Below are 13,565 nucleotides of genomic sequence, written 5' to 3' on the forward strand. Positions count from 1 at the left end.
TCGCGAGGCGTTGATTGACGTGATCGACATGCGGCGTGTTTAGCGCCAAGGCCGCGCGTTGTCACGTAGATTTTTCTGCCTAAAACCTGCGTTCCTTGGGAGAGTAACTGGTCTTGCGGGAGCGACACGCACGGGAGGCAGGCAGCACGCCGCACTCGATCTCACTCGTGCGGCGTGCTGGGTCTTTGAGATTAGAGGGCGTCGACGTTCACGCCGACGGTGATGGCGCCGATCGGTGTTCCCTTGTCGTCTGAAATCGTCACGCTTGCCTGCGACTGCAGCGTCTGGGTCGATTCATCCTTTTCGATCTCATCGACGAAGACGGCATCCTTGCCGGCGCCGAAGGACTTCTGGAACTTGCCTTCGTCGCCCTGCCAGTAATCTGACGTGACGTCGCTCTGGCCGACATTCAGGCCCTTTGCATCCATGACGAAGATCTCGGTGATCTTGCCGCCGGAGGCCTCCTTCTTCGCCTGAAGGAATTTCGACAGCGCATTGTTGAGCACGCCGTCGATCATCGAGTGGTCGGAACCATCGACTTCGGCGCGCCACTTCTTGTCGAGGGCGTCGATATCGGCTGCACTCAGGTTGGCGTTGGCGGCGTCCTGCGCCTTGACAGCCTCGATGATCGCGGGGTCGTTCAGCCAGGGCGTTACGTCGCTCTTCACGTAGTCGAAGATCGGGGCAAGCTTCGCATCCTCAGCCATGGATACGTCCATGGGCACGGCAAATGCGGTGCAGGCCAAAAGAAATGCGGGCACGAGTTTCTTCATAACTGTTTCCTTCCTGATTATAGGTTGCTGAGAACTAAGGCTTATCGGACGAAGGCGGCGTCAGAACTCTTCCCAGGCACCGGGAGCGGCGGCAACGGCGGCATTGCCTGCATGACGCTGCACGTAGGCTCGGGGTTCGGGACGAGATTGGCGGGCGGGTTGAACGGGTTTGGTCTGGCTGGCCGCGGCCGCGCCGACGACGAATCTGCCGGCCGAGTCCTGCAGTTGGCGTCCCTGCGACAGCAGTTCCTGGCAGGCCGCATTGGTTTCCTCGACCATTGCTGCGTTCTGTTGCGTCGCCTGATCCATCTGGTTGATCGCGCCATTGATTTCCTGCAGACCGGTCGCCTGTTCGCGATAGGACTGGACGATGGAGGCGATACTGTCGCTGATGCGGTTGATCTGCTCCTCGATCTTCAGGAGAGCGTCGCCGGTTTCGTTCACCAGCCCGACGCCTGCGGCAACCTCTTGGCCGGACACATTGATCAGGTTCTTGATTTCTTTGGCGGCATTTGCCGACCGCTGGGCGAGTTCACGCACCTCCTGCGCGACAACCGCAAAACCCTTGCCGGCTTCGCCCGCACGCGCCGCCTCGACGCCGGCGTTCAGCGCCAGCAGGTTCGTCTGGAAGGCGATTTCGTCGATGACGCCGATAATGCGGCCGATCTGGCTCGACGAGGTCTGAATACGGTCCATCGCGCCGATGGCATCACGCACCACCGTCGCCGAGACGTGAGCGCTGCGCTTCGTCTCCTCGACCAGCTTCCCGGTATTTTCGGCGCGCTGCGACGATGTTCGGACGGTGGTGGTCATCTCATCCAATGCGGCAGCGGTCTGTTCCAATGATGCCGCCTGTTGCTCGGTCCGCTTGGCGAGTTGATCTGCGGAGGAGGCAAGCTCGCTCGAGCCGCCTTCAACCGCCACGGAGGCGGCCTTGATCTCCGTCAGTGCGGCGGCGACGGCCTCGACCATGTTGTTGAAATCCTGCCGCAACTTATCGAATTCCGGACCGAGATCGGCCAGGTGTACGGAGAAGTCGCCTGCGGCGAGCTTTTCCAATGCATTTGCGAGAGCGGTCATGACCAGCCGCTGCGTGTTGCTGGCCTCTTCCGTGAACAATGCGTTGCGCGCCCGTTCGGCATCGAGCGAAGCGCTCTGCTCGGCAGCGGCCTGCTCCCTTTCGACCTTCGCAATCGCCTCGTGGCGGAAAACTTCCAACGCACGCGCCAGGAAGCCGATCTCGTCGCCATTTTCCTTGTAGGTGACGGGAGAGGCCAGGTCGCCTTTCTGCAAGGCGCTGATCCGTTCGCTGATGATCCGGATGGGCCGGCCAACGAGGCTGCGCATGGCAAGAAGGAAGGCGATGACGGCCAAGGCGGTGATCGCGGACTGCGTGAGCAGCGAAACGAGAACCTTCTGCTTGACTTCAGAAGCGATTTTTTCGACGGACCAGTTGGTGACGATATAACCGGTGACCTTGCCTGACTTATCCAGCGGGAGGGGTGCGGTGATCGTCACCACGCCGGCAGATAACCCGCCGTCATTGATGGTCGTCTTTTCCGGCTTTGCACTCAGGCCCTTCGCCAGATCGGCCGCTGCGGGCAGACCGTTGATGCCGTCACGTGTCCAGGTGTCGACGGCGACAGCCTCCGCATTGAATGCGGCAAACTGCACGAGATCGAGCGAGGGATCGTCGCGGTAGAGCGAATAAGCCTCTCGAACGGCATTCGCCTTGCCCCATTTCACGCCGCCCGCCGCCAGAGAGGCAAACTGCTCCGCATCCTTGGACCAGTTCGCCTTGGCGCCGTCGATCAGCGCTCGGGTTTCGTACATCCATGTGTAGGTAGCAAAGGCGGAAATGCCGCACAGATTGACGGCCACGATAATCGCCGCCAGCTTGGCTGTCAGAGGCATCGTTTTCAAAAATTGGAACATTCCGCGGGGGCCTAGAATTGCGGCTCAGTCGGACATGTTCCCGACCGGCGTATCAATACGGGCATCCACGCTGACGGTCACATCACGAGCGCTCATGCCCATGTCCTGATAGCGACCCAAAACGCGCAAACGCAGTGTGTATTTGATGTGTGAATAAATCATAAAGTAGAAAGGGATGCCGGAGCACACGCGTGTGATTTCGCTATCACGCCCGCTGGTGATCTGCCGCGATCAGCTGTTTTCCGCGATCGCCTCTTCAGGCTCCGTCTGCCGGTGTTTGCGGCGGCGCGTCGTCAGTTCCGCGCCGGCATCGCGCGGCAGGCGCAGGAAGGTGATGCAGGCGAGCGCCGAAATCGCCGAGACGCTGAAGAAGGCGACGTGGAAATCCGAGACCAGCAGCCGGCCGCTATGGAAGCTGCTCGAAATTTCGAGGATGCCGCCGGCGATCGCCACACCCATTGCCATGGAGATACGCTGGGCAACGGCATTGATCGCGGTTGCCTGGCTGCTGTCGGCGGCGTCGACATCGCCGAAGGCCATGGCGTTGACGCCCGAGAAAGCCATGGAGCGGAACAGGCCGCCGATCAGCAGGCAGGCCATGATCAGGAACAGCGGGGTTTCGGCGGTGAACAGGCCGTTGATGCCGAGGAAGATCGCCGCCAGCAAGGTGGTGATTGATATGACGGTGCGGAAGCCGAAGGCATTGAAGGTGCGCGAGGCGGCGAATTTCGAGCCCATGGAGCCGAGTGCGCTGACGAAGGTGACCGAGCCCGACTGCAACGGCGTCAGGCCGAAGCCGAGCTGCAGCATCAGCGGCATCAGGAAGGGCAGCGCGCCGAGCCCCATGCGGAAATTCGAGGCGCCGAGGATCGCCGCCCGGAACATCGGGTAGCGGAACATCTTCGGATCGAGAAGCGGATAGGGCGCGCGGCGAGCATGCAGGAGGTAGAGGAGACCGGAAAGGATGCCGATCGCAACCGTGACATAACCGTAGATGACGGGCACGGCCGGCAGGCTGATCACCGAGACGCCGAAGACGAAGCCGGAGAAACCGAGGCCGCAGAGGAAGAAGCCCGGGAAATCCATCGGCCGCGGGCTGCGCGGCTCGACCGCCGGCAGGAAACGGGTGACGAGGATGATGCCGAGCACGCCGATCGGGACGTTGATCCAGAAGATCCAGTGCCAGGTGAGATAGGTGGTGAGGAAACCGCCGATCGGCGGCCCCAAGATCGGGCCGATCAAGGCGGGAATGGTGAGCCAGGCCATGGCGTCGACGAGTTCGTGGCGTGGCGTTCCCCGGACCAAAAGCAGGCGGCTGACCGGCGTCATCATCGAGCCGCCGGCGCCTTGGACCAGCCGTGAGATGACGAAGGCCGTGATCGAGTTGGAGAAAGCGCAGGCGACCGAGCCGATCATGAAGACGAAGATCGCCATGCGGAAGATGTTGCGCGCACCGAACCGATCGGACATCCAGCCGCTGATCGGGATGAAGATCGCCAGTGCCACGAGATAGCTGGTGACGGCGAGCTTCAGCGCGATCGGCGAGGTGCCGATATCGGCTGCGATCGCCGGCAGGCTGGTGGCGATCACGGTCGAATCCATCTGTTCCATGAACAGGGCGACCGCAAGGATCATGGGCGTGAGGCGGGGCACGGGCAACCGGGATGCTGCGAGGGACTGTATCGTCCATACGCCTTCGGTGGTGATAAGGCCATAGAAACTATGGATGAAGGAGCTTGTCGAGCCGCTTCAAACCGACGCGGGAGGGTGCGTGGCTCAACGTGGTTCCCGACTGCGACCTCGGGCCGGCTTGCCGTCGCCGCGCTTTCCTGAAATAGATGCGCCGTCAGGTGCCCGCCATCAACGCGGGAGAATCGGGAATCCGGTGCAAGGCCGGAACGTGCCCAACGCTGTAAGGCCGACGCTTGCCGCTTCATCTCGCCACTGGCTTCTCGCCGGGAAGGCTGCGGCAGACGGATGACGCCGAGTCAGAAGACCGGCCTGGCAAGATTGACCGATCCGCGCGGACGGCGGGCGGTTGCGTTGTTGGGGATTTGACGATGCGACCCTTTGATGAGGATGCCCTTTCGGCGGCGTCCGGTTTTTCCTTGGCCGAGCGCGAGGCCGTCTATCACGCGATCAAGACGCGGCGCGACGTTCGCAGCCAGTTCCTGCCCGACCCCTTGCCTGACGATGTCGTGGAGCGGCTGCTGACGGCCGCCCATCATGCGCCCTCCGTCGGCTTCATGCAGCCGTGGAATTTCATTCTGGTGAAAAGTGCCGCGGTCCGGGCGCGCGTCCAGGACGCCTTTGTGAAGGCCAATGAGGAGGCGGCGCTGATGTTTACCGGCGAGCGGCGGCAGGCATACCGCTCCCTCAAGCTCGAAGGCATCACCGAGGCACCGCTCGGCATATGCGTGACCTGCGACCCCACCCGCAGCGGCAGCGTGGTGCTGGGGCGCACCCACAATCCCAGGATGGATAGCTATTCCACAGTCTGCGCCATCCAGAATCTCTGGCTTGCGGCGCGGGCGGAAGGGGTCGGCATCGGCTGGGTCAGCATTTTTCGCGAAGGCGATCTGAAAAGCATTCTCGGCATACCCGAGCATATCGAGGTGGTCGCTTGGCTCTGTGCCGGTTTCGTCGATCGGCTTTATGACGAGCCGGAACTGTCCGTCAAAGGCTGGCGGCAGCGTCTGCCGCTCCAAGAGCTCGTCTTCCATGACGGGTGGGGACGCAACGACCCGTAGCAATCACTGCTGTTGAGGCTGCGGCCCCGGTGTTGCCGGATTGGCGAGGTCTATCGAGCCTTGATCACCGGCAAGGAATTGCGGGCCGACCTGGCGGACCTTGTTCTGCACGGGATCGTAGGGGCGCTCCGGGACGGATGGTTGCGGTGGGGCTGCGGCAGCATCCTTCGCCGTGGGATTGGTGCGGATGGTGGTGATCGAACCTTGTTGCGGCGGTTCGCTTGACGGCTGCTTGCCGCGCATCTCATCGTAGTAGGCGGTGAGATTGCAGGCGCAGGAGGACTTTTCCCCCGGCGTGCGGTTCTTGTAGGCAAAGGCGTTTTTCATGGCGCTGTAGGGCGTGCCCGTTGCGACCGAGATCATGTTCGAGGCTTCGGTGCTCGTCACGTCACGATAGAACAGCTCGGTCTCGATACCCGGGCACATCTTGGCGCACGTCTGGGCGTCGCGGCCGAAATCGACCGAAGTGGCGTTCGAGCTGATCGGGAAGAAGCCGCCGTCGCAGGTGCGCACGCACATGGTGCTGACCGGCGAGAGCATTTCGGCCCGCGGCAGGCCGTAGCGCGGATCGACCTCTTCACCGCCGCCGAGCGGAATGAAGGTATCGGTGCGCATCGCCTGCTCCTCGATGCTCGGGGCGGGGTCGGCGGCGTTGCGATCGCTCGGGGCATAGAAGTTTTCGCTGTTGCAGCCATTGAGATCGAGCGCGGCGATCAGTTCACGGCGTGTCCCATCATCGCCGCTCTGGCCGGCCAGCTCGTTACGGCGGTCCTGGAGATATTGGATATTGTCGATCATGCGGGCTTCGGACTGCGAGAGTTCACCGCAATAATCGGCATTCTCGCCGCCGATCACGACCATGCTGCCCGAGGTGCAGTCATTGTTGCGCAGCTCGTTGCGAACCTTGCGCAGCTCGAGGTTCTGCTCGGCCATGGCGCTGGCATATTGGCGCGCCTCCCGGCCGTTGCTATTGCCGATCGATCGCGGCAGATCGGCGAGACGGCCACGCAGGTCCTCGCAGACAGCGCTCGTCTGCGCGGCGGCGGGCGCTGCGAAGGCGAGGAGGAGGGCAAGAGACAATTTTCGGGGTTTCACGGCGTCGTCCGGGGTGAGCAAAAAGTCGATCGGTCGATTGCGGCCTCGATCGCCGCGCATTGTCTCTTAAGGCGTTTCTCTTAATGAGCTTGGAGAAAATCCTAGCGCATTTTCGCGATCTTATCCAGCAGACGCGGGTAATCTTCCGTAAGGGGAGGTCGGGGCAGATTCATTGTCCATGATCCACATTGCCCTACAGTTCTCGGTCGGGGCGGGCGCTGTTGCCGCCACCATCGTCAATGGTTGACACAACGCAGAGGTACAGTTCGAATGTCCGCTTCGGGGCGAGCAGGCAGTCGCAAATTGCGCTGGCGCAGCGAAGGCAAAAAGCGGAGAAAATGACGAGCATTTCCAACAAGCTTCACTTCCCTGCAACAACAGTCGGAATATCGGAAGGCCAACATGGCCTCCACCTCTTCGTTGACGGTTGCTACGAACCCGGCTCCGGGCATGGGGGCTGGGCTTTTGTCGCTTATCGCGATGCCGTGGAGATCGCCTCCGGCTTCGGCGGCGTCGAAGATTCCGCCAATAATTCGATGGAATTGGCCGCCGTCCTCAACGCGGCAATATGGTTCAATAGCCAAACAACAGGCGAACCTGCGACCATCTGGTCGGATTCCGTCTACGTCGTCAAAGGCTGCAACAGCCGGCGGCATATCTGGAAGAACAATGGCTGGAAGAAAAGCAGCCCGAATGGCAATGGCCGAAGCCGAACGATCGCCAATGCGGAACTCTGGAAAGCGGTTGACCTTCAGCTGTCCCAGAACGGTCTGGTGGCAATTGCCTGGTGCAAAGGCCATTTCGGCATCGCCGGCAACGAACGCGCGGATGCGCTTGCGGATAGAGGGCGCCTTTCGTTACAAGGCGCCCGATAGCTGTTTCATATCAACCGGTTGCAGATGCCCAGGACAAGCCTGAGCATGACGAAATGAGGAGCCGGCTTAGGCCGGCTGCGATGCTTCGACGACGGCGAGTGCCGCCATGTTGACGACGCCGCGGGAGGTGACCGAAGGGGCAAGGATGTGTGCGGGCAGGGCCGTGCCGAGCAGGATCGGTCCGACATGCAGGCCGTCGGTCATCGACTTGACGACACCAAGCGTGATGTTGGCGGCATCGAGGTTCGGGAAGACCAGGAGGTTCGCTTCGTCGTGCAAGGTCGTGTCCGGCATGACGCGCTTGCGCAACGCTTCGGTGATGGCGCTTTCGCCATGCATCTCGCCGTCGACTTCGAGATCGGGAGCGGCGTCGCGCACGAGCTGCAGAGCGCTGCGCATCTTCGTGGCGCTTTCGGATTCGCGCGAGCCGAAGTTGGAGTGCGAGACGAGGGCGGCGCGCGGGGTGATGCCGAAACGGCGGATTTCCTCGGCCGCCAGCACCGTCGCCTCGGCAACCTCCTCGGCGGTCGGATTGAAGGTGACATAGGTGTCGGTGAAGAAGGTGGCGCCGCGCTGCGAGATCATCAGACTGAGTGCGGAGAAATCACGGACATCCTTGCGCTTGCCGATGATCAGGCGGACGTCGCGCAGATGCTTCTCGTAACGGCCTTCGAGGCCGCAGATCAGCGCATCGGCCTCACCGCGCCGCAGCGCCAGCGCGCCGATGACGGTGGTGTTGGTGCGCACGATGGTGCGGGCGGCTTCGGGAATGACACCGCGACGGCCGACGAGCGAGAAATAGAGATCGACATATTCACGGAAGCGCGGATCGTCTTCCGGATTGATCACCTCGAAATCCTGCAGCGGGCGGATGCGCAGGCCATAGCGTTTGAGGCGCGTCTCGATGACCTGCGGGCGGCCGATCAGGATCGGTTCGGCGAGGCCTTCCTCGAGCAGCACCTGGGCGGCGCGCAGCACGCGTTCGTCCTCGCCTTCGGAGAAGATGACGCGCTTGCGCTCTGCAGCCTTGGCGGCGGTGAAGATCGGCTTCATGACGAAGCCGGAGCGGAAGACGAAGCGGTTCAGCTGGTCGAGATAGGCGTCGAAATCCTGGATCGGGCGACGCGCCACGCCGCTCTGTTCTGCTGCCTTGGCGACCGCAGGCGCGATGCGCAGGATGAGGCGCGGATCGAAGGGCGAGGGGATGAGGTAATCCGGACCGAAGACCGGGGTCTCACCGGAATAAGCACGGGCGGCGACGTCGGACGGCTCTTCCCGGGCAAGCGCGGCGATGGCGCGCACCGCCGCCATCTTCATTTCCTCATTGATCGTCTCGGCGCCGCAATCGAGCGCGCCGCGGAAGATATAGGGGAAGCAGAGGACGTTGTTGACCTGGTTGGCGAAATCCGAGCGGCCGGTGCAGATCATCGCATCGGGGCGGGCGGCGCGGGCGAGATCCGGCATGATCTCCGGCGTCGGGTTGGCGAGCGCCATGATCAGCGGCTTGTCGGCCATCTGCGCCAGCAGCTCCGGCTTCAGGACGCCGGCGGCGGACAGGCCGAGGAAGACGTCGGCGCCGCCGATATTTTCGGCCAGCGTGCGCGTGTCGCTCTTCTGGGCATAGACGGATTTCCATTCGTCCATCAGCTCGGTGCGGCCCTCGTAGACGAGGCCTTCGAGATCGTGGACCCAGATGTTTTCGCGCTTCGCCCCGAGAATGACAAGCAGGTTGAGGCAGGCAAGGGCGGCAGCACCCGCGCCGGAGGCGACGATTTTGATGTCGGCGATGTTCTTGCCGGCGAGTTCCAGCCCGTTCAGAATCGCGGCGGCGACGATGATCGCCGTGCCGTGCTGATCGTCGTGGAAGACTGGGATCTTCATCTTCTCGCGCAGGCGCCGCTCGACCTCGAAACATTCCGGTGCCTTGATATCTTCGAGGTTGATGCCGCCGAAGGTCGGTTCCAGCGAGGAGACGGTCGAGACCATCTGCTCGACGCTTGCTGCGTCGATCTCGATGTCGAAGACGTCGATGCCGGCGAATTTCTTGAAGAGTACGGCCTTGCCCTCCATAACCGGCTTGGAGGCGAGCGGGCCGATATTGCCGAGGCCGAGCACGGCGGTGCCGTTGGAGATGACGGCGACGAGATTGGCGCGCGAGGTGTATTCGGCCGCCATTTCGGGATTGTCGCGGATGGCGAGGCAGGGCGCGGCAACACCCGGCGAATAGGCGAGCGCCAGGTCGCGCTGGTTGCCGAGTGGCTTGGTCGCCTGGATCTCCAACTTGCCCGGACGGGGATAGCGGTGGAAGAAAAGCGCCTGTTCGTCGAGATCGCCGCTCGTCAGGTTCTTTTCCGTCTTGGATTTATCCGGGTGATCCATTGCCGCCTCCGTGCACGTCTTTTTGGGAGTTCCCTCCATACATCAATCGGATACGGGCGACAGTATGGAAATGGGGGATGGGAAAAGTTTTCGTGATGAGCGTGCCGTGGGGCCAAGCGGCGGCCCTGGTTAGCTAATCCTTTTGGAAAACTTGTTTGACGACCTCAACAGGCGCAGGATGCCGGCCGCGACGGTGCGGGGCGCCGGTCGCATGGAGGAAATCATGGACAATTTGAACCTGACGACTCTGCAAAGGGGTCAGACGATGGTCAATGACGTAGCCATCGATGCCTTTGCCGCCGGATTTCGCGGCAGTCTGCTGACCAGCAAGGATATGGATTACAACGATGCGCGGGCGATCTGGAATGCGATGATCGATCGCCGGCCCGGGCTTATCGCGCGTTGCGCCGGTGCAGCCGATGTCGTGCGGGCTGTGCGGTTTGCACGCGACAATAATCTGCTCGTTTCAGTGCGTGGCGGCGGGCACGGCATTGCCGGCAACGCCGTCTGCGAGGGCGGTATCGTCATCGACCTGTCGGCGATGAAGTCGGTGCGGGTCGATCCTGAGACCAAGCGCGCCAGGATCGAGCCGGGGGCGACGCTTGCCGATGTCGACAAGGAAACGCTGGCCTTCGGGCTGGTACTGCCGACCGGGATCAATTCCACCACCGGCATCGCCGGCCTGACGCTCGGCGGCGGCTTCGGCTGGCTGACCCGCAAATTCGGGCTAACGCTCGACAATCTGCTTTCGGTCGATGTGGTGACGGCCGACGGTGAGCTGGTCAAGGCGAGCGAGACTGAGAAACCTGACCTGTTCTGGGCGCTGCGCGGCGGCGGCGGCAATTTCGGCGTCGTCACCTCCTTCGAGTTCAAGCTCAACCCGCTCAACACAGAGGTGCTGGCCGGCCTCGTCGTGCATCCCTTCGCCGATGCGGAAAAGGTGCTTAAGGAGTACCGGCAGGCACTGGAAGAAGCACCCGACGAATTGACCTGCTGGGTGGTGATGCGCCAGGCGCCGCCGCTGCCGTTCATTCCCACCGAATGGCACGGCAAGGAGATCGTGGTGCTCGCCATGTGCTATTGCGGAGACATTGCGGCGGGAGAGAAGGCTGCGGCGAGATTGCGCGCGATCGGAAAGCCGATTGCCGACGTCGTCAGCCCGGTGCCGTTCACCGGCTGGCAGCAGGCATTCGACCCGCTGCTGACGCCCGGTGCGCGCAATTACTGGAAGAGCCAGGATTTCGCCGCCCTATCGGATGCGGCAATCGACGTGCTGCTCAAGGCCGTGCGCAAGCTGCCCGGACCGGAATGCGAGATCTTCATCGGCCATGTCGGCGGTGCTGCCGGCCGCGTGCCCACAGAGGCCACCGCATTTCCGCAGCGCAGCTCGCATTTCGTCATGAATGTGCATGCCCGCTGGCGGGAAACGGGAATGGACGGAAATTGCGTCGGTTGGGCGCGGGAACTCTTCGAGGCAACCAAGCCGCATTCGGTTGGCACCGCCTATGTCAACTTTATGCCGGAGGACGAGACCGATCGGGTCGAAAGCGCTTACGGTGCCAATTACAGCCGCCTTGCCGAAATCAAGCGGCGTTACGATCCGAACAATCTGTTCCGGATGAACCAGAACGTCAAACCCACGGCGGCCGTACGGGCTGCCTGACGGGAATGGCGCGACATCAAGGCATTGAGCCTGCGCCGCGCGTTCGCTTTACGCGCGGCGGCAAAATGATCCGAATGCTCGACGACTGATGTCCTCGGCCGGTGACAATCTGTTCTTTGTCAGCCTTTGGTGAGTTCGATCAATTCCTGCAACAGCGCCGTGTCGTCGGGAGCCGCCTGGTTGTCAGGCCTCAGAACATGGGCAAGCCATGCTCCGTCCGCCGCCAGGCGAACGATTTCGAGCCGCATTCCAGCGTCGGTTTCGGCGTGTTTGATGAGCCGGTCATTCATCCATTTATGCCAGAGCGACTTGGAGTAGGGGTCGGCAAGCACGGTCATGGTCTGCGCCGACCAAGGGCTTTGGTTAAGGGCGCGGTCGGCAAATAGCGTGCGGACATAGGCGCGGGTGAATGTGCCGTGGCCGCCCTTATCCCTTTCCAGTTCCTGATCGATCTCGCGGTCGAGATTTTCCATCATGCCGTCGAATACGGCTTCTATGAGCGCCTGCTTATTGGGGAAGTGGTGAAACAGACCTCCCTTGGTCACGCCGGCTGCGCTGGCGACTGCCTGCAGGCTGACGGCGGCGAGACCATGTTCGAGCGCCAGCTTCGTGGCGCAATCGAGAAGAGCCTGCCGCACGACATCCGGCTGTTTCTTTCTGTTGCGGGGGCTATCTACCAATGCATGACCTGTGTTCGGGATAAGCTTCGCGTCGAGACGGTTCGAGAGGATCAGTATCACTCCCGGGATCGCCGGACCATGGGAACTTCAAGTATGAGAATACTATCATACCGACCGGTAGGTATCTTGCAATGCGAAAAAAGATCGACTATCTGTCGGTTCACGAGGCCCGCCGAACGTCATGTCGGCGGGCTGTGCTTTTTTGGACCCCAGCGGACCATCAGGAAGGCTTATGAATATGCTTTTTCGTCCGAAATCATTAGGTTACGCGCTGACGTTGGCGCTGTTGCTCGGCGCCGGCCTGCCGGCTCACGCACAGGAAGGCGGCGCGATGCCGCCTGCAGCCGTCAGCGTCCTAACGCTCAAGGCGCGTCCGGTTCCCGTTGTCAGCGAATTGCCCGGCCGCATTGCCGCAACGCGCGTTTCGGAAGTGCGGGCTAGGGTTTCCGGCATCCTGCAGGAACGGGTGTTCGAACAGGGCAGTCTCGTTCACCAGGGTGACGTGCTCTACCGCATCGATCCGGCGCTCTTCCGGGTCCGCGTGGCGAGTGCCGAGGCAAGCCTCGAGCGCGCCAAGGCGACGCAGTTGAATGCCCGCCAGCAGTTGGAGCGCCAGAAGTCGCTGCGCGACCGCGATGTCGCAAGCGGTATCGAATATGATGCGGCCGCCGTCGCCCTTGCCCAGGCCGATGCCGATGTCGCGCTGGCGCAGGCAGCGCTCGACGAGGCGAAGATCAATCTCGGCTATACCGAAGTCCGGGCGCCGATCACTGGCATCATCGGCGGCGCGCTGGTGACGGAAGGCGCGCTGGTGACGGCCGACGCCGGGGATGCACTGGCGATGATCCAGCAGATCGACCCGGTCTATGCCGACTTCACGCAATCCTCCGGAGACCTGCTGGCGCTGAAGCGGGCGGTCGAGAACGGCAGCCTGGCATCGACGGAAGCCGGGAAGGCCGATATCAAGCTCGTCTTCGACAACGGCACGGTCTATGGCGAAGCCGGAAAGCTGCTCTTCAGCAGCGCCAGCGTCGATGCGACGACGGGTCAGGTCACGCTCCGCGGTGAATTCCCCAATCCGAAGGGCGACCTGCTGCCGGGGCTTTATGTCCGTGTTCGCATCGAGCAGGCCGTCCGTGTGAAGGCAATCCTCATTCCGCAGCGCGCCGTCATCCGCACGGCCGATGGCAAGGCGCAGGTCTATGTCGTCCAGGAGGGAGACGTGGCGCAACCGCGCGATATCGAGCTCGGTCAATCCTCCGGCAATGAATGGGTCGTCGAAAGCGGCCTGTCGTCGGGCGAACGCCTCGTCGTCGACGGTGTCCAGAAGCTGCAGCCGGGCGCAAAGGTCGCGCCGGAAGAATGGCGGGATGGCCAGCTCGCGTCCGGTGACGCCAAGAAGCCGGAGTAAGCTC

At 62.4% G+C, this 13,565-nt stretch carries 10 protein-coding genes and 1 riboswitch; of the genes, 4 read left to right on the plus strand and 6 right to left on the minus strand.

The genetic code is table 11. The features are described from left to right. Nucleotides 1–191: 191 nt before the first annotated feature. The 3 genes from ACMUVN_RS05260 to ACMUVN_RS05270 form a co-directional block, all read right to left on the minus strand. Nucleotides 192–773 carry a hypothetical protein gene (locus ACMUVN_RS05260; protein ID WP_028758678.1) on the minus strand — a complete coding sequence of 194 codons (582 nt, stop codon included), beginning with the start codon at nucleotides 771–773 and terminating at the stop codon, nucleotides 192–194. A gap of 60 nt (nucleotides 774–833) precedes the next feature. Then, nucleotides 834–2,708 (minus strand): methyl-accepting chemotaxis protein, encoded by a 1,875-nt coding sequence (locus ACMUVN_RS05265; protein WP_097543659.1) that lies wholly within the window; start codon nucleotides 2,706–2,708, stop codon nucleotides 834–836. A gap of 231 nt (nucleotides 2,709–2,939) precedes the next feature. Then, nucleotides 2,940–4,343: a DHA2 family efflux MFS transporter permease subunit gene (locus tag ACMUVN_RS05270; protein ID WP_097543658.1), complete on the minus strand. Its 1,404-nt coding sequence runs from the start codon at nucleotides 4,341–4,343 to the stop codon at nucleotides 2,940–2,942. Between the two features lie 196 nt (nucleotides 4,344–4,539). After that, a riboswitch (cobalamin riboswitch) is annotated at nucleotides 4,540–4,728 on the plus strand. Nucleotides 4,729–4,768: 40 nt separating this feature from the next. Between ACMUVN_RS05270 and bluB the strand changes: the two genes are divergently transcribed. Beyond that, nucleotides 4,769–5,458, plus strand: a complete 690-nt coding sequence (gene bluB / locus ACMUVN_RS05275) for a 5,6-dimethylbenzimidazole synthase (protein WP_028758681.1) — start codon at nucleotides 4,769–4,771, stop codon at nucleotides 5,456–5,458. 3 nt (nucleotides 5,459–5,461) lie between these two features. On the opposite strand, the gene ACMUVN_RS05280 is transcribed toward bluB, so the two are convergent. Beyond that, nucleotides 5,462–6,553, minus strand: a complete 1,092-nt coding sequence (locus ACMUVN_RS05280; protein ID WP_132571948.1) for a DUF2865 domain-containing protein — start codon at nucleotides 6,551–6,553, stop codon at nucleotides 5,462–5,464. Nucleotides 6,554–6,891: 338 nt separating this feature from the next. On the opposite strand from ACMUVN_RS05280, the gene ACMUVN_RS05285 reads away from it, so the two are divergent. After that, nucleotides 6,892–7,428 (plus strand): ribonuclease H family protein, encoded by a 537-nt coding sequence (locus ACMUVN_RS05285; protein WP_414815011.1) that lies wholly within the window; start codon nucleotides 6,892–6,894, stop codon nucleotides 7,426–7,428. Nucleotides 7,429–7,494: 66 nt separating this feature from the next. Here ACMUVN_RS05285 and ACMUVN_RS05290 read toward each other — a convergent pair whose 3' ends face one another. Beyond that, complete coding sequence (locus tag ACMUVN_RS05290) at nucleotides 7,495–9,807, minus strand: NADP-dependent malic enzyme (RefSeq protein WP_063474992.1); 2,313 nt, start codon at nucleotides 9,805–9,807, stop codon at nucleotides 7,495–7,497. Between the two features lie 223 nt (nucleotides 9,808–10,030). Between ACMUVN_RS05290 and ACMUVN_RS05295 the strand changes: the two genes are divergently transcribed. After that, entirely contained in the window at nucleotides 10,031–11,470 is a 1,440-nt protein-coding gene (locus tag ACMUVN_RS05295) for an FAD-binding oxidoreductase (protein WP_097630999.1), read from the plus strand. 119 nt (nucleotides 11,471–11,589) lie between these two features. Here ACMUVN_RS05295 and ACMUVN_RS05300 read toward each other — a convergent pair whose 3' ends face one another. After that, nucleotides 11,590–12,150 carry a TetR/AcrR family transcriptional regulator gene (locus ACMUVN_RS05300; RefSeq protein WP_184389147.1) on the minus strand — a complete coding sequence of 187 codons (561 nt, stop codon included), beginning with the start codon at nucleotides 12,148–12,150 and terminating at the stop codon, nucleotides 11,590–11,592. A gap of 232 nt (nucleotides 12,151–12,382) precedes the next feature. On the opposite strand from ACMUVN_RS05300, the gene ACMUVN_RS05305 reads away from it, so the two are divergent. Then, nucleotides 12,383–13,561 carry an efflux RND transporter periplasmic adaptor subunit gene (locus ACMUVN_RS05305; protein ID WP_414814904.1) on the plus strand — a complete coding sequence of 393 codons (1,179 nt, stop codon included), beginning with the start codon at nucleotides 12,383–12,385 and terminating at the stop codon, nucleotides 13,559–13,561. Nucleotides 13,562–13,565: the final 4 nt, after the last annotated feature.

This window comes from Rhizobium sp. IY2 (assembly GCF_047532935.1).
Lineage (GTDB): Bacteria > Pseudomonadota > Alphaproteobacteria > Rhizobiales > Rhizobiaceae > Rhizobium > Rhizobium anhuiense.